Here is a 22,207-nt window from a genome sequence, read left to right as displayed (position 1 = left end):
GCCGCTACAGCCCGCCCATCATCACATATTTCAGTTCCAGATATTCGGCGATGCCGTGGCGCGATCCCTCGCGTCCCATGCCCGATGCCTTGATGCCGCCGAACGGCGCCACCTCGGTGGAGATCGCCGCCTCGTTCAGCCCGACCATGCCATATTCCAACGCCCCCGAGACGCGCATCGCGCGGCCGATGTCGCGGGTATAGACATAGGCGGCGAGCCCGAATTCGGTATCGTTGGCCAGCCGGATCGCCTCCTCCTCGGTGTGGAAGCGGATGATGCCGGCCAGCGGCCCGAAGGTTTCGTCGCGTGCGATCTGCGCATCGGCAGGGACATCGGCAATCAGCGTCGGCTGGTAGAACAGGCCATGGTCGCGCTTGCCGCCGGCCACCAGTCGACCGCCACGGCGCACCGCATCGGCGACATGATCGTCCACCTTCACCACCGCGCGCTCGTTGATCAGCGGGCCGATGGTGACGCCGGGGTCCGTGCCGGGGCCGACGACCAGCTTGGCGATGCGCTCGCGCAGGCGATCGACGAACTGGTCGTGCACCGCGTCCTGCACCAGGAAGCGATTGACGCAGACACAGGTCTGGCCCGCGTTGCGGAACTTGCCCAGCATCGCGCCGTCCACCGCCGCATCCAGATCGGCATCGTCGAACACGATAAAGGGCGCGTTGCCACCGAGTTCGAGCGACAGCCGCTTCAGCGTCGGCGCCGCCTGCGCGTAGAGCATGCGCCCGACCGGGGTCGACCCGGTGAAGGACAGCTTGCGGACCACCGGACTGTCCATCAGCGCGCTGCCGATCGCCGCGGCATCGCCGGGCACGATGTTGAACACGCCGGCGGGCACCCCCGCCTCCTCGGCCAGTGCGCCTAGGGCGAGCGCGGTCAGCGGCGTTTCCGGCGCGGGCTTCAGGATCATCGTGCAACCCGCCGCCAGCGCCGGAGCGACCTTGCGGGTCACCATCGCGGCGGGGAAGTTCCACGGCGTGATCGCGGCGGTGACGCCCACCGGCTCCTGCCACACCAGGATGCGCTGGGTGCTGCGCGGTGCCGGGATGATCTCGCCATCGATCCGCCGCGCCTCCTCGGCGAACCAGCGGAGGAACCCCGCCGCGTACAGTATCTCGCCCCTCGCCTCGGCCAGTGGCTTGCCCTGTTCCCCAGTCAATATCCGCGCCAGCGCCTCCTGATGCTCCAGCATCAGCGCATACCACCGCATCAGAATATCCGCCCGCTCACCCGCCGGACGCGCGCGCCAGCCGCCCAGCGCGGCCTGCGCCGCGGCGATCGCGCGCTTGGTTTCCTCGGCGCCCAGCGACGGGACTTCGGCGATCTGCGCGCCATCGGCCGGATCATGGACGGGTGTCCCCTGACCGGGCGATGCCGCGATCCAAGTGCTGTCGATCAGCGCGCCCTCGCGCCAGGGATGCAGGTCTTTCAGCGTCATGCGGCCTCCGCGATCGGCGGATGATCCGCCATGGCACCTCGGTGATACAGCAGAACGGATCGATCGGCGTGATCGATCCGTTGCACCGCGCCGACGACGATCGCGTGGTCGCCGCCCTCATAGTCCCGCCACAGCGTGCATTCGATCACGCAGGCCGCACCAGGCAGAATGGGATTGCCAAGTTCGCTTTCTCGCCAGTCCAGCGCCGCGACCTTGTCCGTGCCCTTCGAGGCGAAGGCCATTGCTATCGCCTGTTGGCCGGCGGCCAGGATGTGGATCGCAAAGCGCTGGCGCCGCACCAGATGGGGATAGGTGGACGAGGTCAGCGCCGGGCACACCAGTACCAGGGGCGGATCGAGCGACAGCGAACTAAACGCGCTGGCGGTGAAGCCGACCATGCGGCCGTCGTCGCCCAGCGTGGTGACCACCGTCACCCCCGAGGGAAACCCTGCCAGCGCCTGCCGGAACAGGCCCGGATCGATGGAAGCGTCCGTCATCTTTCTCTCTCCTCAGCGCATCACGAACGGGTCCCCCATCGGTTGCTCCGACAGGTTGACCCACACGGTTTTCGGTTCGGTATAATCCAGGACGGAATGGATGCCGCCCTCGCGGCCATAGCCGCTGGCGCCATATCCGCCGATCGGGGCCATGGCGGATACCGCGCGGTAGGTGTTGACCCAGACGATGCCCGCATGGACGTCGCGCGCCATGCGATGCCCGCGGGCCAGGTCGCGCGTCCAGATGCCCGCCGCCAGCGCATATTCGGTGCCGTTCGCCAGTGCGACCGCCTCCGCCTCGTCGCGGAAGCGCAGCAGCGCGGCGACGGGGCCGAACACCTCGTTCTGCACGATGTCCAGGGTATCGCTGGCGCATTCCAGCAGCGTCGGCTCGTAGAACCAGCCTGCCCGGTCCGGCCGCTTGCCGCCGGCCAGCACCGTGACGCCCTGTTCGCGTGCGCGCGCCACCATCGTCTCGACCACGCCCAGCTGTTGCTCGGTCGCCATCGGTCCCATGTCGGACGCCGGGTCGATCGGATCGCCGATCGCAATCCGCTTCATACGCTCGGTCAGCGCGGCGACGAACCGATCATAGATCGCATCCTGCACCAGCAGGCGCGACCCCGCGACGCAACTCTGCCCCGACGCGGCATAGATCCCCGCGACCGCCCCGTTCACCGCCCCTCCCAGGTCCGCATCCCCGAACACGATGTTCGCCGATTTCCCACCCAGTTCCAGCGACAGCTTCGCGAAATTGTCCGCCGTCGCCCGCACCACGTGCCGCGCCGTCGCCGGCCCACCCGTAAACGCAACCCGCCGCACAAGCGGATGCCGCGTCAGCGCGGCACCCGCCCCGGCGCCATAGCCGGTGACGACGTTGACCACGCCTGCGGGAAAGCCCGCCTGCGCCACCAGCTCGGCCATGCGCAGGATGCTGGCAGAGGCATGTTCGGAGGGCTTGATGACCATTGTATTGCCCGCGGCGAGCGCCGGCGCCAGCTTGATCGCGGTCAGATAGAGCGGGCTGTTCCACGGCACGATCGCGGCGACCACGCCAAGTGGCTGCGGCACGGTGAAGGCGAACATGTCGGCCTTGTCGATCGGCAGCGTGCCGCCTTCCAGCTTGTCGGCCAGCCCGGCGGTATAATGGAAGAATTCAGGTAGGTAGGCCAGTTGCCCGCGGGTTTCGCGGATCAGCTTGCCATTATCGCGCGTCTCCAGTTCGGCGAGTTCGCCGGCATGCTCGGCGATCAGGTCGCCCAGTCGGCGCAGCAGCTTGCCCCGCGCGGTCGCGGTCAGCTTCGCCCAGGCGGCATCGCGAAACGCCGCATCGGCTGCCTGCACCGCGCCATCGACGTCCGCCTCATCGGCATCGGGCAGCACCGACCATGGCTCCCCGGTAGCGGGGTTCAGCGATCGATAGGTCCGGCCGGACCGGGCGCTCACCCGTTCGCCGTTCACCAGCATCAGGAATTCGGTCAACATCAGCGATCTCCGGGGACACGCCTCTGCGGCGCGACGGATTGGAGGAAGCCGCGCAGCAGCGCGTTGGTTTCGGCCGGCATCTCCACCGGCATCATGTGACGTGCGCCGGGTATGACGCGCACCGCCGCGCCCGTAATGTGCGAGGCCAGCGCCTGCGCCATCGCGGGCGTCGATCCCACGTCATGCTCGCCGGTGGCAACCAACGTGGGGGCGGCGATTTCGCCCAGCCGGTCGAGCCCATAGGCGTCCCCGGTGGCGAATAGGCGATAGCTGCGGGCATAGCCGACAGGATCGTTGGCCGCGAACCGGCCACGCAGCCGTGCGATATAGTCCGCATGGATGCGCCGGAAGTCCGGGCTGAACCATCGTTCAAGCGCGGCATCGAGATTCGCCGCCGGCCCGTGGGCCTCCACCTCCGCGACGCGCGCCACAATCGCGGCACGCACCTCGGGCGAGCGGGCGAACACCCCGTTCAACAGCACCAATGCGGCCACCCGGTCGGGCCATGCCAGCGCGAAGGCTCTGGCCACCAGCGCACCCATGGAAAATCCGATAAGCACCGCGCTCGCCACGCCCAGCGCATCCAGCACCCCACGCAGATGCTCGGCATAATCTTCCAACGTCGCGCCGGCGGGAGGCTGAGGACTGTCACCATGGCCGAGCATGTCCACCGCGATCACGCGGCGATCGGTGCGCAGCGCCTCCACCTGAGCGGCCCACATGTCCTTGTCCAGCCCGACGCCATGGATCAGCACGACCACGGGGCCATCACCGCCGGTGTCGCGATATCCCGCCGGGGGCGGCACCGGCCGCAGCGCGTGCGCCGCCCTCATCAGGCCTGCGCCTGCTTTTCTGCCGCGATCGCTTCCAGATCCAGATAGCGGTTGCCGATGCGCGGATGCACGCGCCCGGCATCCGCCGCGCCCAGTACGACCACGATTTCATCAGCCAATGGCGCGTCGCTGATCGAGAATTCGGCAGTGATGTAATGCGACCGCTGTCCTTCATCGTCCTTGTGCATCATCGGCACCTGGATGGACGTACCCAGCCCGCCACGCTTGTTGGTGAAGCTGAGATAGGATTTAGCGTTCACCGCCTCCCGATAATGATTGCCGAAGCGCAGCGTGTGGATCAGCGCAGAGGCATGTTCGATTTCGCCGTTCGCTCCCACCACCGCGGCCTTGCCGTACGCCTCGATCCGGTCGGCGCCTCCGATCGCGGCGACCAGCCGGGCAACGATCAGCGCGCCTAGATCGGACGCATTGGTCTGGATCTCCGGCTGAAGATCCTCGACGAAACCCCGTCCCGCCCATGGATTTGTAAGGACGACTGCCACCATGACGGTGGTGACGGGGCGGTCTGCCGCGCGCTCGCCCTCGATCCGGACTTCTTCGGTATAGGTCACGATCTTACGGATGTTCAAAGCCATGCCTGCTCTCCCTCGTATTCTGTCTGTTGGTATACCATGAGATTGCGTGTTGACAACAGGGATCATATGGATTGGACCAGCAAGATGGGGGAAATGGACGAATGAACGCGTTGGACAGGATCGAGACCAGGCCGCAAACACTGCGCCTCATGGCGCTGGACAGGATGCGCGACGCGATATTGGAAGGGCGGATCGCACCCGGCGAACGGCTGGTGGAGCGCACACTCACCGAGCGTCTGGGGGTCAGCCGATCCGTCATTCGGGAGGTCATCCGCAACCTGGAGTCCGAAGGCCTTGTGGAGGGCACGCCTTCAGGCCCGCGCCTTGCCAGCCTGAGCGTCGGGCAGGCCGAACAGATCTATGAAATTCGCGTCCAGCTCGAATCCTCCGCCGTCGCGGCTTGCGCGCGGGTGGCGACCGCCACGACGATCCGGGACCTTCACGCCGCGCTTCAGGACATTGCGCAGGCGCACAAGGATCGGAATCCCACCGGTGCGTTGCGGGCGACCACGCGCTTCTACGAGATCATCTTCACGACCGGCGGCCACGATATTGCGTGGGAAATCGTGCAAAGGCTGAACAGCCGGATAAGCCAGCTTCGCGCGATGACGCTATCGGTGGTCGGGCGGCAAGCCGCGGGCCTCAGCCGATTGACGCGCATCGTCTCCCTGATCGAGGCGCATGAACCGGACGCTGCAGCAGCGGCGTGTCGCGAGCATGTCCAGGAGGCGGCAACGATCGCCTGCGATCGGTTGCGGCAGGGTTGAGCCCGCTTCCGCATCCGCGGATGTTCGTCTTTACCCGCTCCTGTCGCGCTGGCTGATCCACCCGGATTGGGCTGCAATCAACGTCGCTTGTCATGCGACCCAGCGCCGGCTGCGTCGCGGACATACGCACCTTGTAAGATTTATCCGCGACGATTTGAGCCGTGAACCACGCCCCGTCGTGGAGCATGGCTCGGCGTTCCGGAAAAGTTGGGCTGCACGCGGCGGCAGCAAGCCTTCGCCGTCGGTGTAGCTGTAGCTTTGGGCACCGCTTCCCTCAAAACGCGTGGCGCATCCCGATCACGAAATTGCGCCCGCGCAGCGGTGACTGATCCTTGACGAACGACGTGTGCACGAACGCCAGATCGTTGAGCAGGTTCGTACCCCGGACATAGAGCTCGACCGCCTTGACCTGACCCAGATCGAACCGGTAGCTGAGCGTCGCGTTCACCAGGTCATAGCCGGATGTGGGTGTCTCATAGGATGCGACCCTGTCCTGCCCGAAGCTATGCGAATATTCCACGTCGCCCGACAGAGGCCCCACCCTGTGTTCGTAACGCGTACCCAGCCGCCCCGGCGGGATGCGGGGCAGGTTGTCGTCACTGTTCCTGACATTCGCACGGACATAGTCACCAAAGACGGTGACGCGTGAGGCTGGCGTCGGCTGATAACTCACCTGACCATCCACACCGTAGAACTCGGCATCGACGGCCGTGTAGAGCAGGAAGTTGTGCCGGGTTCCTGTTCCCATCTCTGTTTCCAGAAGATGCGCGAAAATGTAGTTGTCGACCTTCTGATAGAACATGCCGACTTCATAAGCGAGCGGCCCGCCCGCCTTGCGAAAAGTGACGTTGGCTGCCCTGGTCCGCTCCATGACGTCATCGTCGGCCAGCATTTCGTCCGGCAGATAGGTCTTGACGAAGTTCGGACTTGCCAACAGGCCAACCTCATAGCTGTTGGTCGCAAGGTTGCTGCCGTCAGCGAACAGTTCGCGCATGTTCGGCGCCCGCTCCGTATGCGCCAGCGACAATGCTATCGAATAGCCACCCCGGATGTTCCAGGTCGCCCCGACCGAGGCTGAAAAGGGGTTGTGCTTGCGGTCCGGATTGTCCTCGACCCACCATGCGCGATATTCCTGTTCGACGGCTTCCCGCCAGTTCGCGCCATAGGTGTCGATGTAATAGCCCTGATATTCCTCTTCGAGGTTGATGTAGAATGCGCCCGGAACCGGGACGTTGATCGTGCGCCAGTCCTTGCGGGCAGCCAGTTCGATATCGACCGCGCCGAAGCTGCGGCGCTCGTTCAGGAAGATGCCGACGCTCCTTGTTCGATAATCGGGCGTGCCGTGAAAGCCCAGGCCGTCCGAAGGCGGAACATGCAGGTTGATGAGGTTGAGGCCGTTGAACGTGCCATCGGTATATTGGGCACCCAATGTGCCGGTGAAGCCGAACAGCGGTTTATGGGTAAGCTCCAGACGCCCATCCCAAACCTCGTTCGTGTAGCGGCTGTATAGGATCGGCCCGTCGATCTCGTCATGGCGGTAGTCCGTGTACGATCCCCTGACCCGAACATTCGCGATACCCGGCAGCAGATCGACATAGTCTGCGCGCACATCGACGCGTTCGCTGCGCAGATTGATCAGCGCGGTATCGCTATCCGGGTTCGTGAACGGGTTCTGATAACTGCCATGCCCCACGCAGTGCAGGTCGATCCGACCCGGCTCGGGGAACGGGTAGCCATGCAGGTGGCACACACCATTGGCATGGCTATGTCCGGGCAGGCCATACCGGTTCTCGACCCGTGTATAGGCGGCGCCAAGATATCCCTTTGCCGTGACCCAGGAGGTGCCAACGGCATAGCTGGTGCTTTGGGCGAAGGAGTCACGAAGGGTGTCGGACCCGTAGCTACCCGGCACGGCATAGTCTTCGGCCGCTCGGCGTGCGCCCTCGGCATGGACGGCAAACTGGCCAAGGCTGCCGGTGACACGCCCAACGACGGTCTTTTCCTGATCGCCGGTGCCGTAGCGTATCTCGGTCGCGCCGGTCAGCCCGCCGACGGGCAAGGTCTTGGGAATCTTGCCGTCGATGAGGTTGATTGCGCCGTTACTCGCGTTACCGCCATAGCGGACAGCCGCCGGTCCGCGCTGGATTTCGATCGCATCGAGCAGTAGCGGATCGGTCGTAATGGCGTGATCCGGCGAAACCGATGAAGCGTCGTACAGATTGGCACCATCGCTCAGGATCTCGATCCGCGGCAGCGTCTGTCCGCGGATGACCGGTCGCGACGCCCCGCCCCCGAAATTGTCGAGGTGAACACCCGGCAGGCCCGCCAGTGTCTCACCCAATCCGCCCTGGCGGCGATGTGCCAGTTCCTCACCCGCCAGGACCTGGACCGGTAGTGGCGACTCCTCCACGCTCAACGATTGGCCAGTGACTACGATGTCGGTGTGACGCGGTCGACGTTCGTCGTCTCTCTCCTCCTCGCGTTCGACAGAAGCTTCCTGCCCGGAGACCGGCTCGGCGGCGCAGATCGCAAAGGCAGCCGCAGCGCAAGACACTGTGATGCCCGACCTAAGCTTTTCAAAACACACCGTCTTTACCCCACCCACCCTGAATGGGGCACCCATGTGTTATGGTATATCATTGAGTCAATATGCTTCGGTGAATCAATGGTTTGCCAGCAGTGTCACGATGATCGGCGCGGTAAACATCGGCAACGGCACACCCTCTTGAAAGTGCACCGGAAGTCGTCCAGAGTTCGACAAGACACCGGTGTCATAGGGTGGGAGAGATGATGCCATACAGCCGGCAACGCCATGCTGGATGCTCGCGACTGGCGCTTGCGTCACCGTTGTTCATCATGCTTCTGGGTGCGGCGCCCGGACCCGTCTCGCTAAGCGTCGGCCCCGGTGCGACCTATACGAGCGTGCAGGCGGCGATCGATGCACTGCCTGCGACCGGCGGAGAAGTCCGGATCGCGCCCGGCACCTACCGTGAAAAGCTGACGGTCGCCAAGCCGCGGGTAACGCTGCGTGGCACCGGGCGAAACGCTGCAGCGGTGGTACTGGTCTATGGCGACAGCGCGAAGAGCGCGGGCGGCACGGTCCGCTCGGCAACGCTTACGGCCACGGGGGACGATCTGCGGCTGCTGCGGCTTACCGTCGCGAATGATTGGCAGCGGGATCGGGCGCAGGCGCGTAGTCAGGCCGTGGCGCTGGCCGTGACGGGGGATCGGGTAGTGGGCGACGGCATACGGCTGCTCGGCGCGCAGGACACGTTGTTTGCGGGCAAAGGACCGAACAAGCGCATGGCGCGGCAGTATTTTTCGAACTGCCATATCGAGGGCGACGTGGATTTCATCTTTGGCGATGCCAAGGCCTATTTCCATCGCTGTCGCATTCACGCGCTGGCGCATGACAGCGTGATGTACACCGCGCAGAGCAAGCTGACGCGTGAGGAGGACAGCGGCTATGTCTTCGATCGGTGCCGGCTCACCGCCGATCCGGGCGCGCAGATGATCTCCCTGGGGCGCGCCTGGCGGCCCTATGCGACCGTCATCTACCTCAACACCCGCATGGACGCGCCCGTCCTGCCGGAAGGCTGGACCGAATGGTCGCCGGGCAAGACCGATACCCTGCGCACCGCAACCTATGCCGAATACCGCTCCACCGGACGGGGCGCGAGCCCGGCTACGCGCACGCCCTTTTCACACCAGCTGACCGCGGACCAGGCGGCACGCTGGACCCTTTCCGCCTTTTTCAAGGGAGATACTGCATGGCTGCCTCGATCCGCGCGCTCCTGATCGCCGGAACCGCGCTGATCGGCGCGCTGCCCGCCACCGCGCAGCAGCGGCCGACCGTGATCCCGGCGCCCGCCACTGCGGGCCCTGCGGCGGTGACGGATGCGGCAGCACGTGCCGCGATCCGCCCGATCACGGTGCGCAAGGTGATCCTGGTCGGGGATTCGACCACGCAGACGAACAGCGGCTGGGGCGGCGCATTCTGCGCGACGCGTCTGGTATCGTTCGTGTCGTGCGTCAATCTGGCGCGTGGCGGGCGCGGCACGTTCGACTACCGGGCGGAAGGGTCCTGGGCGATCGCCCGGGCGGAGATGGCGGTGCCGGGCTATGAACGCGTCTACGTCCTGATCCAGTTCGGTCATAACGACCAGCCGGGCAAGCCGGGGCGCAGCACCGATCTGACGACTGAATACCCTGCGAACTTGCGTCGCTACGTCGCGGAGACGCGCGCGGCAGGCGCGGTACCGGTTCTGGTGACACCGCTGACCCGGCGCCAGTTCAAGGACGGGTCGCTGCAGGACGACCTGATGCCGTGGGCCGAGGCGGTGCGCCGCATCGCGCGGGAGACGAATACGCCGCTCGTCGACCTGCATGCCAGCTCGGTCGCGGCAGTGCAGGCGATGGGGGCGCGCGCCGCAGCCGATCTGGCGGAGCTGCCGCCCCCGCCCGACGTGGCAAAGGCGGCGTTGACCGGCACCACGATCGCCGCAGCCAAGGTTTCTGCCGCCCCCACCACCGAAGTCCGCGAAGGCCCGCAGGCGCGCCCAACGGTCGTCTTCGACTATACGCATCTGGGGCCGGCGGGTGCGGCGCTGTTCGCGCGGCAGGTGGCGGAGGGGCTGTCGCGCGCCGTGCCGGAGCTGGCGCGCGACCTGATCCCCTGACGCGGCCTATTATGGCAGCGGGTGCGCTTTGGCCCAGCGGTCATAGCGCGCCAGCACCGCGGCCGGGCCGGTACCCCACCATTTATAGCCCTTGCGCCGCTCCAGGCTGACCGTGTTGACGTCGGTGCGCACCAGCCGGTCGCGATCGCCGAATATCGGCGTGGCGGTGGCAATGTCGTAGAAGCGGGGCCAGAGCGGCCCGGCACCCGCCCGCTGCTCCAGATGGGGGCCCTGCGGCCCCTCGCGCACCCAGACGACGCCGGAGACCGCATGCTCGCGCAGCCACGTGGCGCCGGCATGCACCGCCGCCACCATGCGCGGCGAAGGATCTGGCACGCGCATCAGCAACGCCAACAGTCCGGCGCTTTCCTCGCTGGAGAGCGCCGCGGGCTCGAAATTGCGCGCCGCGGTGGGGGCCAGCGTCAGCACGTCATGCTGTTGACCCCAGATCGTGAGGCGTCCACCCACCCGCACCTGCGCAGCAAGCACGGCGTCGTACCCGCGGACCGCAGCCGCCCGTGCGCGATCGGCGAGGGCGGCGTCCACGAACGCGAAATCGCCCGTCCGCGCGCCGATGTCGCGCAGCAGTTCGATCACCTGCGCGACCGCATCATCGTTGAAGGTCACCGCATCGTGATAGCCGCCCATCAGCGGAAAGACCTGTGGCCAGCCGCCATTGGGATATTGCGCCGCCAACAGATACTCGACACCGCGGACGAAGGCGGCGCGATACGACGTTCCCTGCCCCGGTGCCGCAGCGATCACGCGCGCCAGGAAACGCAGTTCCGAGATGGTCGCATTGTTGTCGATCGTGCCGACGAATGCCCAGTTTGCGGGTCCGGCGATATCGCGCGCGGCACCGGGCACATCGGTCGCGGTATAGGCCTGCCCGCGCCGGCGCGGCGGACCATCGCGGTCCTGATTCTTGCCCCAGCCGCCGGCCGGCGTCTGGAAGCTGACGATGTTGTCCGCGACCAGCCGGGCCTCGGCACCGCCATACCAGGCGGCAGGCTTGTCGAGCGGCATGCCCCCGCCACCCGACCGGCCATGCGGCACCGCCTCGGGCGCCGGCGCCCCGGCGCGCTCGGCGGCAAGCGCCGCCTTGTCCGCCGTCATCAGCCGCTGCGAGCGCGCGAGATAGGCCCGCCACGGCGCCTGTTGCGCCGGGGGCAGCGCGGCGATCCGTGCCTCGGTCAGGGGCTGCGCGGGGGTGAAGCGCACCAGATCCTGCGCGAATGCCGGCTGGGCGAGCACCACGAGCGGGAGGAGGAGCGCCCTCACAGCGCGGCAAACCGGAAGTCGCGGAACCGTGCGGTGCCCTGCCCCGCCGAATAGATGCCCGGTCGTAGCATCAGAAATCCCCCGCGCACATTGTGGTGATATCCGGACACCTCCATGCCGCGATCGAACCGCGTCCATGTCGCCCCATCATCGCCGCTGGTATGGAAGGACACGATGTGCCGGTCGTTGACGACGCGCAGGCGCATGCGGCGCCCATGGGGATTGGCCGGCCGCCCCCGCTCGATGCCATATTGATGCGTCACGAACCGCTTCTCGTCGAAGCCCAGCCCGCAATAGAGCTTGTCGTCATAGAACAGGATCAGCCCCGCGGTGCCGCCCGGCGCGACCTCAATATCACATTCGAAGCGGTAGCCGGGATCGCCCGCGATCAGCAGCAGCGGCGCGGAGTCAGACGGCGCCTTGCCCCGCGCGTCCAGCAGCAGCGTCCCGTTCTCAACGCGTGCGCGGCGCCGCTCGTCGGGTCCGGGACGGAAGAAGTTCCATTTGGTGCCATAGGCCAGCGTGGCGAAGTCATCGGACAGTGCCTGGCCATGGCGCACCGCCTGCCCGCCGCCCGGCTTCTTCATCGGCTGCGACAGGTCGCCACCCTTCATCCGGAACCAGCCGTCCGCGGTCCATTCGATGGGGTCGAGCAACGTCTGCCGCCCGAGCGTCCAGAAGCCGTTCTCATAGCCATGATAGACGGACCACCAGCTGCCGTCCGGGGCCTCCACCAGCGAGGCATGGCCGCGCGACCACCATTTCTCGTCCAGCGAGGTCGTGCGGACCAGCGGATTGCCCGGATGATGTTCCCATGGCCCGTCGATCGATCGCGACCGTGCCGCGATCACCATATGGCCGGTGGGCGGCCCGGCCGTCCCGCCTACCGCGGTGATCAGGTAGTAATACTCGCCGTGCCGGAGGACTTTGGGTCCCTCGGGGCTGAATCCCTCGACGTCCCAGCTGTCCGGATAGCGCCAGGGATCGTAGACATGCTCGGGCGCGCCGACCGTCGACAGGCCGTCGGGCGCCAGCCGGATACGATCGCCACCCGACAGGAACAGCCAGCGCGTGCCGTCCTCACCCACCGCATGGCCGGGATCGATATGGTTGGGCAGCTTCAGGTCGATCGGGTCGCTCCACGGTCCCTCGATCCGATCGGCCCAGATCACCCAGCTCGTGGTCGGGTTCTTGGTGGGGATGTAGAGGTAGTAGCGGCCCTTGTGCTTGCACAGCTCGGGTGCCCATACCGAGCCGATGTTGCGGGTGAGCGCAGCGGTCAGCGGCCGCCAGTTCACCAGATCGCGCGAATGCCAGATGACCAGACCCGGATAGGAGTCGAAGGTCGAGAAGGTCATGTAATAATCCCGCCCGTCCTTCAGGATGGTCGGATCGGGATGGTCTCCGGCCATCAACGGATTGAGGAAACGGCCGTCGCCCAGATCGGGTATGCGCTGGTTGTCATAGCCGCGGGCGGGCGGCGGCGCGGGGGTACGCTGTGCCTTCACGCCCGGCACAGCGATCAGCGAAGTGCCGAGCGCGGCGGTGGTCAAGGCTTCGCGTCGGTTGAGGGTCACGCGGTCACTCCTGCATCGAAGGGGCGGGTGGCGAACGGCTGTTCGCGGGTGAAGCGGATCCGGCCGTCCGCGTCGAAGGCGATGCGGGCGAGGCCCGGCATCTCCCGAAAGGGCGACGCGTGCGCATTGCCGAAGCATGTCACCCACCAGCGGCCCTGATGATCGCGAAAAACGTTGCCCCCGCCGCAATCCGGCAGTTCGTGGCGATCCCGGTAGGGACCGGTGATGCGGTCGGCGGTCCACATCGCAAAGGAATAGCGATCGTCATAGCGGTCGACGACGCCAAGATGATAGCGCCCTTCCCGCTTGAACAGCGTGGCGCCCTCATAGCCGAAATGGCGCAATCCCTTTTTCGCACATTCCGCACGGTGATGGCGCGGATCCAGGTCCCAGCCCTCCCCCGTCATCGGTTGCCACGCGCCGTCCAGACCCGACAGGTCGTCCTTCAGCCGCACGATCTCGTCCGCCGATCCCGCGGTCAGCCAGACCGAGCCATCGTCATCCTCGAACAGCGTGGCATCGATCCCGCCCCGGATCGGTGCGTCGGGCGAAAAGGCATGAACATAGGGCCCCTCTGCGCGCCCGCTGGTGGAGCGCAGGATGGCGAGCCCGGCGCGGCTCATCGAATGGCAGATCAGCCACTGGCCGCGAATATAGTGGATCTCCGGCGCCCATAGTGCCCGGAACGGCACGCCCTTGCGCATCCGCCAATGACGCTCCCACCGGCCGTCGCGCTCGATCGACCAGACGAGGCCGCGATACTCCCAATCCGCCAGGTCGCGCGACCGCCACAATTCTACTCCGTCGTTCATCGCCCAGATGTTGTCGCCCGTCGAGCCCGTCATATAATACCAGCCGTCCGGGCCGGGGCGGACGATCGTGTCGCGGATGTGGACATGATGGATGGGCCGCAGCGCGGGCATAACGCCCTGTCGCACGGCAAGACCGCTTGCCGCGTCAGCCCACGGCGCCACCGGATAGGATCGTGCCGTCTCGCCCCGGTAGCGCACGTCGGGCAGCCCTGAGACCCAGCCCTGCCCGATACTGGCGTCCGTAGCAGGTCGGCCCGGACCACTGATGCCCGAGAATGGCCAATAGCCGCGCGCCGGCGCGGGCACGACGCGGCCGCTATCGTCGCCACCCGGATCGACCGGCTGGCCCGGCAGCGGCGCAGGACGATAGAGCACATGCTGTGCCAGTGCGGGCACCGCCCATATCGCCAATCCCCCGCCGATCAGCGTACGCCGATCTAACCGCGAAAATCCCCCTGCCCGCGTAAGGCAGGCAGGGGGCAGGCTCTCCCGGGAGGGGATGGGAGAGGTCATCAGAAACGGACTCGCGCGCCGATGCGGTAGATCGGACCCGAGCTCGCATATTGGGTGACGGCGTTCTGTGCCTGATAGGCATAGCGCTCGCTCAACTGGTTGGTCAGGTTGAGCCCCTCGGCGGTGACCGAGAACCAGTCGGTGAAACGATAGCTCATCGATGCGTCGACATTGGTCGTGTCGCGGCTGAAGATGAAATCGTTGACCAACGGCGCATCGCACGGCGTGCCCGCGACGGACGGATTGGCCGGATTGTTGGTCAGGCCCGGCCCGCACGATCCCGCTGCAATCGGATAGGTCGTCGAATAACCCTTGCGATACGCGACGGACACGCGTGCGCGGAACCGGCTGGTTTCGTAGGATAGCGTCCCGTTCACCGCCTGCGGCGACACGCCCAGGAACGGTGCGCTGCCCGTGGTCTGCGGAATGGTCGCGGTGCCGGGGTCGAGGATGTAGCTGAGCTGCGACTTGATGTACGTATAGTTCAACTGAACGCCCAGGTTGCGCAGGATCCAGGGCAGGAACTTCAGCTCCTGCTGATAGCTCAGTTCGATACCGCGCAGGTACCCACCCGGCGCGTCACGATATTGGCGTGCATTGAACACGTAATCGTTGTTGATATAGTCGATCTGGAACTGGTTGGTGAACTGCGCCCGGATCGCCGCGGCGGTCGCGGCATCGACCAGTTGCGACAGCGGCGCCGCAAACGAGATCGTCTGCGGGAAGCTGGAGATGTCCTTGCTGAACCCGGCGACCGAGATCAGGCCGCCCGGTGCGAAATACCATTCCAGGCTGGCATCGAGATTGGTCGAGCGGAACGGCTGGAGCTTGGGGTTGCCGATCGTCAGCGTCGCGCCCGTGATGTCACCGGTATTGGGTACGGAAATGCCGGTGATCGACGGCGACAGGTTGCCCAGCAGCGGGCGCGCCATGACCCGCGAGGCGCCGAAGCGGACGAGCACATCGTCCAGCGGTTCGTAGACGATGTTCAGCGAGGGCAGGTAATCGGTGTAGCGGTTGGTACCGCGGATCGCCCGCCCGCCCGGCGTGGTGCCGTTCGAGGTGACGTCGGTGATCGCGATGCGCGTGCCGGCATTGCCGCGGAAGGGCCGGCCGAACAGCTCGCTGGTCCAGTCGAACTGTACATAAAAGCCGGTATCCTTCTCCAGCACGTTGAAATTCTCACGCCCGCCATTGCGCTTGTTGGTCAGGCGCCAGTCGCCCCATTTGTTCACGCAGTTGCAGGTGAAATCGTACAGGTTGTTGAACGCCTCGATGCTGGGTGCGTAGAAGCTGGATGCCGTGCCCTCCGGCACCTTCAACCCTTGCCCGAATTGGATGACCTGTCCGACGGCGGCGGCATTGGTCCCCGCCTCCAGCAAGGTGGGATTGATCAGGTCGTTGTTGCGTTCGAACAATTCCGTCTGGAACTCATATTCGCGGTAGTTGCCGCCGAACCCGATGTTGAAATTCTCGTTGGCGCGCCAGTCGAAGTCGACTTTTCCCTGCTTGTAGGTGTTCTTGACGAAACGCTCATAGTTGCGGATCGCCGAGAAGCCCTTCACCGTCTGCCAGTTGGAGGGATCGGCAACGTCGAAGCCAAAATCGATGACCGGCATGCCCCCGCCGCCACGCTCGTCATAGAGGAAGCGGCCGGGGGAATCCATGCGATTGAACTCCACCAGCAACCCTTGCGTGACGTTGGTGGATTCGGACATGCCACCGATGAATACGGCGCGCAGATTGTCGCTGAAGTCATGTTCAAGCTGCATCGATCCTTGCTTGAACTTGGTGACATATTCGGACCGGTCGGCCGCGGACCGCAGATCGACATTGGTGGCGACGAGATAATCGACGTTTCCGTTGTTGACGTTGACGTCCTGGATCTTGACCGACGGTCGTCCGATCAGGGACCCGCGGAACGCCAGACGGTTGCTGGACGGGATGTAGCCGACGGAATTGGGATTGTTGTAATAGTCATAGGGATCGAGGTTGAACGGATTGGTGCTGAAGATGTTGGAGGTCGTCGGGTCTCCCGCAGCAACCGCACCGGGCGTGACGGCGGAGGGCGCCAGGACCGATCCCACAAGCTGCCCCTGCTGGTTCAGGGCGGTCGAAAAGGCCGGCGTGCTGCCGTAATTCTGCGAGCCGCAGTCTTGCGCCGCGACCAGATCCGACCCGGCATTGGGCACGCACAGGCCGGGATAGAGCGCACGCGCGGCCGACGGCGTCAGGGTATTGCCTGCGGTGTTGTACGTCGCGTTGGTGTTGTTACGGTTCAGGCCGACCGCGGAGACCTGATAATAGGTGCTCTGGTTCTTGAAGCGGGAATAGGCACCGTCGATGCTGAGCCGCGTGCGGTCCCCTACCTGCCATTGATAGGCGGCAGTCAGGCCCAGCCGTTCGTTCTTGACGTTCTGCTGCTCGATCGCCGGCAAGGCGGGGAAGCGCACCGTCGAGTTATCGAACCGGCCCGGCGTGTTGAAGGGACTGCCCGGATACAGCTTGGCATAAGCCTCCGGGTTCGATCCGGTCAGTTGGGCGATCGCATCCGGATTGGTGATCGCGCTGCCGAAACTGGTGCCGGTCGGTGCAGCAAAGCCTGCACGCTGCGGGTTCTCGTTGCCCGCCCAGGTCGAGCCGCGATAGACGAAGTCGGATTGTCCGGCGCCGCGGCGATACTGGTCGAGTTCGTTCTCCGCCTTGCTATAGGCCGCCGAGACCAGCAGGCCCATCTTGCCGTCGAAGAAGTTCTTTGAAATCAGCCCGGCAAGGCGCGGCGACCATTTGCCGCTATTCTCCTGGTAACTGCCCTCCGTCGACAGCGCGAACGCCCCCTTGCGATAGTCGAAGGGACGGCCCGTCTGCAGGTCGATCGTCGCCCCCAGCGATCCCTCGTCCGTCTCCGCCGACGGCGTCTTCTGCACCTTCAACGAACTGAACAACTCCGACGCGAACGTGCTATAGTCGAAGGAGCGACTGCGGTTGGGGCTGGTGCCGGCGTCGTTCGACCCAGCGGTCGCAAGCGCCTCCAGCCCGTTCAGGCGCGTGCGGTTGAAGTCGCCGCCAAGCCCGCGCACCGTGATCGAGCGGCCCTCCCCGTTGTCGCGGTCGATCGATACGCCGGGCAGGCGCTGGAGTGATTCAGCCAGATTGTTGTCGGGAAAATCGGCAATATCCTCGGCGTTGATCGCATCGACCTGCACCGTCGCGGTACGCTTCTCGGTAATCGACTCGCGCAGCGATGCGCGGTAGCCGGTGACAACGATGTCCGCGGCGTTCGCCTCCGGATCTTCGGCTGCGGCCTGGGCGGTTGCGACGGGATCGACACCGGGCAGGCCGGCGATCGAGTCAGCCTGTCCGCCACTTACCTGAGGCGTCTGCCCCGGCGCGTTGCTCTGCGCGGGTGACCCCGGGGCGGCCGGATCGCGGGCCGGCGCAGACGCATCCTGTGCCATCGCCTGGCCGGCGACCACCAGCGCCAGCATGGACGCACCGAACGCGATGCGTGTCATCTTGTGCGAACCCTTCATCCCTTCGCTCCTCCCCATGGTCTCATGATGCGGCGCTTCCACATTCATGTATTTGCTTTATTGGTAACCGGTGTCAGCCTATGGTGTGGCTTTGGTGCGCGCTTAGTCATGCAATCAGGCGCTACGATTATGATCTTTAGCTGAAATCAGATTGTCGGCTTTTCATTTGATCAGCACAGACGCAGTCGCATGCGAGACATGGTCATGGACCGTCGTCGAGCATATGGACGTGCACGCAGTAGCAAGACATCCTCTCCCTTGATCATAACCGCTTACCCGATGCCCTTTTTCCGCGGGCCAGCTTGGTAACCGGTGTCAATGAAGCCATGTTCGGGCAGGTCTGTCAACGCTCATTCGAGCGGACGTTCCATTATCAACAGGCTGGCTTGTCGCCGCATGGCTCAGCCGCCGGGCTTCTTCTGGCGGCGCGAGAGTTCGGGACCGTTACGGCATTTCGGGGGCGATATTGTGCGACCGCGTAGCACGCGGTTGTTGATCAGCAACTGTGGAACGACGGGTGAAACGATTGCATCGGCCGATTGACTTGTCAGACTATACATCTAACGTCGAGCAAAAGGGGGGCGCTGTGAGACTCTTCATCCATCCTACTGCCGTCGTTGCTGTCGCGCTCGCCACGACCTTGCTGCAGGCATCAGATCCACTGGCCGCGCACGACACGCGCCAACTGGCCCTCGTCGATAAAGCCGGTCTGACGAAGCCGCCAGCCGATCCCGGCAAGCGTAGCGCCTATCTGATGAGCTATTTCACGGACGAGGATCATTCGCTGCACTTCGCCACTTCGCGCGATGGATATCGCTTCACCGACGTGAATGGCGGCAAGGCCGTTCTGTCTGGCAGCAAGATCGCGGAGCAGAAGGGTATCCGCGACCCGCACATCATGCGCGGCCCCGATGGTGCCTTCTACCTGTCGATGACCGACCTGCACATCTTTGCCAAGCGCGAAGGATTGCGTGCGACCGATTGGGAGCGCCCCGAAGAGGAATATGGCTGGGGCAACAATCGCAACATGATCTTCATGAAGTCGCATGACCTGTTGCATTGGACGCTGGCACGGGTGACGACCGCCGATCTGTTCCCCGAATATCGCAAAATCGGCAACAGCTGGGCACCAGAGACGATCTACGACCCGCAGCAACGCAAGCTGATGGTGTATTACACCATTCGCGATGGCAACGGCCCCAACTACCTGGTCTATTCCTACGCCGATCCCGACTTCACGACGCTGACCGCGGTGCCGCGCAAGCTGTTTTCCTATCCGGATCCCAAGGTCAATGTCATCGACGCCGACATCACCAAGGTCGGCAGCCGATATCACATGTTCTATGTTGCGCATACCGCCCCCGGAAACATCCGCCATGCGGTATCCAGCCGGATCAACACCGGCTGGAGCTATGAACCCGGCAAGGTCGATCAGGAGCAACATGCCTCGGAAGCACCGACGCTTTGGCGGCGCTATAATACCGACACCTATGTGTTGATGTACGACGTCTTCGGGATCAAGCCGAACAACATGGGTTTCGCCGAAACGAAGGACTTCGTCACGTTCAAGCCGCTGGGCCGCTTCAACGATGCAGGTTCACCGATGAAGGCGACGAACTTCACACGACCCAAACACGGCGCCGTCGTTGCCATCACGGAACGTGAGGCGGAGCGGCTGGAGCATCTCTTCCAATAGCACGGCCGTGTAGCTGCAAGGAAAAGGTGGGGGGGAACTATGCGGAAACATAAAATCCGGTCGGGAATGATCGGACTTGCTCTAATACTGGCCCCCGGCATCGCCCAGGCGCAACCCGCCGATCCGCTGGCCCCGACAGGCAGATGGACCGCGAACACCGATGGGCAGGCCGCGACGCCGCCAATGGGATGGAATTCGTGGAACGCGTTCTTCACCGACATGGACGAGGAGAAAGTCCTTGCCTCGGCTCAGAAGATCGTCAGCAGCGGGCTTGCCGCCAAGGGCTATCGCTACATCAACCTGGACGAGGGCTGGTGGGAAAAGCGCCGGGAAGATGGCCGGATGCTCGTCCGCACCGAGAAGTTTCCCTCCGCCCGTACCGACGATGGCAGCACATCGTTCCGCCCGTTCACGGACCGATTGCACGCGATGGGATTAAAGGCCGGGCTTTACAGTGATCTGGGCCGCAACACGTGCGCCCAGGCCTATATGCCGGATGAACCGAACCTTCCCCGCGGCAATGTGCGGGAGGTCGGGCTGTACGGCCATATCGACCGTGACATCGGACTGTATTTCGGCGAATGGGGCTTCGATTACATCAAGATCGATGGCTGCGGCCTGCGCGCCTATGGCCCAGACAGTGCCCTGGTGAAATCCGGTCGCTACCGAGAGCTCGACCCCATTCTCGACCTTCGCGATGTCAACAAGTCCGACATTCCTGCCGTGCGCGACCTGTTCGAGCAGGTAAAGGTGGCACTGGCCCGGCATGCGTCCGACGGTGACTATCTGCTGTCGCTGTGCATCTGGGGCTCGGCCAATGTACGATCCTGGGGCAAGGATGTCGGCAATATCTCGCGGACGAGCGATGATATCGCTCCGCGCTGGGATGCGCTGCTCACCAACTTCGATACGGCCGCCACGCGCGCGCTGTATGCGCATCCCGGCTCCTGGAACGATCCCGACATGCTGTTCATCGGCAAGGGTGATTTCGACGAAAATCATCTGGTCGAAGCACAGTCGCATTTCGCGCTTTGGGCGATGCTCAACGCACCGCTTCTGATCGGTACGGATCTTCGCAAGACGCCGCCTTTGCTGATGGACGTTTTCGGCAATGACCGCCTGATCGCGATCAATCAGGATAAGGGCGGTCATCAGGCGGTCGTCGCCGATCGTCAGGGCGACATCCAGACGCTGGTGAAGACGCTGGCTAATGGTGACAAGGCGGTAGCAATTCTCAATCGCGGATCCACGCCACAGGATGCCACGCTGAACGCCGCGCAGTTGAAGTTCCGGAACGATGCGCCCGTGCGATTGGTCGATTTATGGAAGGGGACCGCGGTCGACTTTACGGGCGAGCGGAGCTTCCGCCTTGCGCCGCATCAGACCCTCGTCTTCCGCGCCAAAGGTGCCCGTAGCCTGACGGACGGCATGTATCTGTCGGAACTGCCCGGCGTCGTGAACCCGGCTGTCGATGGCGTTGTTCGACCCAAACCCGATCCTACGATAGATCCGCCCATCTATGCCGGTTGGGACGGGGCCCAGGCGGACCGCACACCCTATGGCCGCGGGTTGCAGGTCGCCGGGCGGCACTTTGTCAACGGTATCGGTATTCTCTCCAATTCCCGCCTGGAGGTAAAGAACCAGCACTACCGGCGGCTGACCGTTTCCGTGGGGGTCGATAACTCCGCAACCGACGCGAAGCGCCCTGTCACCTTCGTCATCTACGGCGATGGGCGCCCGTTAGCCAGGAGCGCAGCGCTGCGTCGAGGAGATGCGGCGCAAGACTTGGCGGTGAACACGTCGGGCGTGAAGCTTCTCGAACTCGTCGCCCGTTCTGAGGGCACGGACAATGAAGCGCTGCCGGTAACTTGGGGTGATGCGGCATTTCGACGTTGATACGAGCCTGGCGATCTTACTGCGTATGACCTGATGGATTCGCGGTCGTCATATGCTGTCATGTGTCATGATGACGTCGGTCATCACGGTATCGGCACCGAATGATGGACCAGCGTTCTTCTCGCTCCGTATCGTCGCATTTATCGTCGTCTGGATCCAAGGAGCGTTTGAGGCCCCATGGTGGGTTCATCTGCTGACCTCCCTCCCCCTCATGCTCGCCGGTTGCCTGGTGCCGTTGCGTCCGATCAAGGGCTGGCTCGTCGTCTCGCAATACATGAACCGTGCACAGGAGGCAGGGACCGGAGGTCTCCGGGCCAAATTGCACGGCCGCGAGGCGGTCGTGTGCAGGATGCGCCTCTGTGCAAAGCTGGCGGGGCGGACAATTTTGGGGAGGTACGCCTCGCGCTTGCCACGTTGGAGCGGAGCGGAGGCCGGTTGACGCTGCTCGAACGAGCGCTGCGATGTTATGCAGACAGCCATTCTGGAATGACGAGACGCCGGAAGCCTCGCTCGCCTACCACGACAAGGGGGCGATGGCGCGATTGGCGCTGACGGGTAAGGAGTTGTTCGCGCAACATCGCGGTCGACGACA

The 22,207-nt window shown here is 64.6% G+C and carries 16 protein-coding genes; 6 read left to right on the top strand and 10 right to left on the bottom strand.

Annotation, left to right across the window (positions count from 1 at the left end; genetic code table 11):
- Positions 1-4: 4 nt before the first annotated feature.
- The 5 genes from GQR91_RS00915 to GQR91_RS00895 are packed head-to-tail and all read right to left on the bottom strand — an operon-like array spanning position 5 to position 4,861.
- Positions 5-1,450 (bottom strand): NAD-dependent succinate-semialdehyde dehydrogenase, encoded by a 1,446-nt coding sequence (locus tag GQR91_RS00915; RefSeq protein ID WP_149682584.1) that lies wholly within the window; start codon positions 1,448-1,450, stop codon positions 5-7.
- On the bottom strand, positions 1,447-1,947 hold the full coding sequence (locus GQR91_RS00910; RefSeq protein ID WP_149682585.1) for a flavin reductase family protein: 501 nt from the start codon (positions 1,945-1,947) through the stop codon (positions 1,447-1,449). Before GQR91_RS00910 ends, GQR91_RS00915 begins: the two co-directional genes overlap by 4 nt.
- A gap of 12 nt (positions 1,948-1,959) precedes the next feature.
- On the bottom strand, positions 1,960-3,432 hold the full coding sequence (locus GQR91_RS00905; RefSeq protein ID WP_211368529.1) for an aldehyde dehydrogenase: 1,473 nt from the start codon (positions 3,430-3,432) through the stop codon (positions 1,960-1,962).
- Positions 3,432-4,265: an alpha/beta fold hydrolase gene (locus GQR91_RS00900; RefSeq protein WP_149682587.1), complete on the bottom strand. Its 834-nt coding sequence runs from the start codon at positions 4,263-4,265 to the stop codon at positions 3,432-3,434. Before GQR91_RS00900 ends, GQR91_RS00905 begins: the two co-directional genes overlap by 1 nt.
- Positions 4,265-4,861: an amino acid synthesis family protein gene (locus tag GQR91_RS00895; protein ID WP_149682588.1), complete on the bottom strand. Its 597-nt coding sequence runs from the start codon at positions 4,859-4,861 to the stop codon at positions 4,265-4,267. Before GQR91_RS00895 ends, GQR91_RS00900 begins: the two co-directional genes overlap by 1 nt.
- A gap of 101 nt (positions 4,862-4,962) precedes the next feature.
- Here GQR91_RS00895 and GQR91_RS00890 point away from each other — a divergent pair, with 101 nt between their 5' ends.
- Positions 4,963-5,628 carry a GntR family transcriptional regulator gene (locus GQR91_RS00890; RefSeq protein WP_149682589.1) on the top strand — a complete coding sequence of 222 codons (666 nt, stop codon included), beginning with the start codon at positions 4,963-4,965 and terminating at the stop codon, positions 5,626-5,628.
- Between the two features lie 274 nt (positions 5,629-5,902).
- Here the strand turns inward: GQR91_RS00890 and GQR91_RS00885 are convergent, their stop codons facing one another.
- Positions 5,903-8,233: a TonB-dependent receptor gene (locus tag GQR91_RS00885; protein WP_235904053.1), complete on the bottom strand. Its 2,331-nt coding sequence runs from the start codon at positions 8,231-8,233 to the stop codon at positions 5,903-5,905.
- Between the two features lie 251 nt (positions 8,234-8,484).
- Here GQR91_RS00885 and GQR91_RS00880 point away from each other — a divergent pair, with 251 nt between their 5' ends.
- A complete protein-coding gene (locus GQR91_RS00880) occupies positions 8,485-9,426 on the top strand; it encodes a pectinesterase family protein (protein ID WP_149682650.1) in 942 nt (313 codons plus the stop codon).
- Entirely contained in the window at positions 9,399-10,307 is a 909-nt protein-coding gene (locus tag GQR91_RS00875) for a rhamnogalacturonan acetylesterase (protein ID WP_149682591.1), read from the top strand. Before GQR91_RS00880 ends, GQR91_RS00875 begins: the two co-directional genes overlap by 28 nt.
- Before the next feature lie 9 nt (positions 10,308-10,316).
- Here GQR91_RS00875 and pelA read toward each other — a convergent pair whose 3' ends face one another.
- The 4 genes from pelA to GQR91_RS00855 all read right to left on the bottom strand — a co-directional run bounded on the left by pelA (position 10,317) and on the right by GQR91_RS00855 (position 18,005).
- The gene (pelA, locus tag GQR91_RS00870) at positions 10,317-11,588 is read right to left on the bottom strand and encodes a pectate lyase (RefSeq protein WP_235904054.1); all 1,272 of its coding nucleotides are present in this window, start codon (positions 11,586-11,588) and stop codon (positions 10,317-10,319) included.
- Positions 11,585-13,165 (bottom strand): family 43 glycosylhydrolase, encoded by a 1,581-nt coding sequence (locus GQR91_RS00865; protein WP_149682592.1) that lies wholly within the window; start codon positions 13,163-13,165, stop codon positions 11,585-11,587. The genes pelA and GQR91_RS00865 overlap by 4 nt, the downstream gene beginning before the upstream one ends.
- Positions 13,162-14,373, bottom strand: coding sequence for a family 43 glycosylhydrolase (locus GQR91_RS00860; RefSeq protein ID WP_311732269.1), 1,212 nt, complete (start codon positions 14,371-14,373; stop codon positions 13,162-13,164). Before GQR91_RS00860 ends, GQR91_RS00865 begins: the two co-directional genes overlap by 4 nt.
- A gap of 116 nt (positions 14,374-14,489) precedes the next feature.
- Positions 14,490-18,005 (bottom strand): TonB-dependent receptor, encoded by a 3,516-nt coding sequence (locus GQR91_RS00855; RefSeq protein ID WP_149682593.1) that lies wholly within the window; start codon positions 18,003-18,005, stop codon positions 14,490-14,492.
- A 535-nt stretch (positions 18,006-18,540) separates the two neighbouring features.
- On the opposite strand from GQR91_RS00855, the gene GQR91_RS00850 reads away from it, so the two are divergent.
- The 3 genes from GQR91_RS00850 (at position 18,541) to GQR91_RS19865 (ending at position 22,054) form a co-directional block, all read left to right on the top strand.
- Entirely contained in the window at positions 18,541-19,719 is a 1,179-nt protein-coding gene (locus GQR91_RS00850) for a glycoside hydrolase family 43 protein (protein WP_235904057.1), read from the top strand.
- A 66-nt stretch (positions 19,720-19,785) separates the two neighbouring features.
- Positions 19,786-21,615 (top strand): NPCBM/NEW2 domain-containing protein, encoded by a 1,830-nt coding sequence (locus GQR91_RS00845; protein WP_235904058.1) that lies wholly within the window; start codon positions 19,786-19,788, stop codon positions 21,613-21,615.
- A gap of 52 nt (positions 21,616-21,667) precedes the next feature.
- Entirely contained in the window at positions 21,668-22,054 is a 387-nt protein-coding gene (locus GQR91_RS19865; RefSeq protein WP_149682595.1) for a DUF983 domain-containing protein, read from the top strand.
- The last annotated feature ends 153 nt before the right edge of the window (positions 22,055-22,207 follow it).

Origin of the sequence: Sphingomonas carotinifaciens (assembly GCF_009789535.1) — a bacterium.
GTDB lineage: Bacteria > Pseudomonadota > Alphaproteobacteria > Sphingomonadales > Sphingomonadaceae > Sphingomonas > Sphingomonas carotinifaciens.
This window is presented reverse-complemented; position numbering and strand designations above follow the sequence as displayed.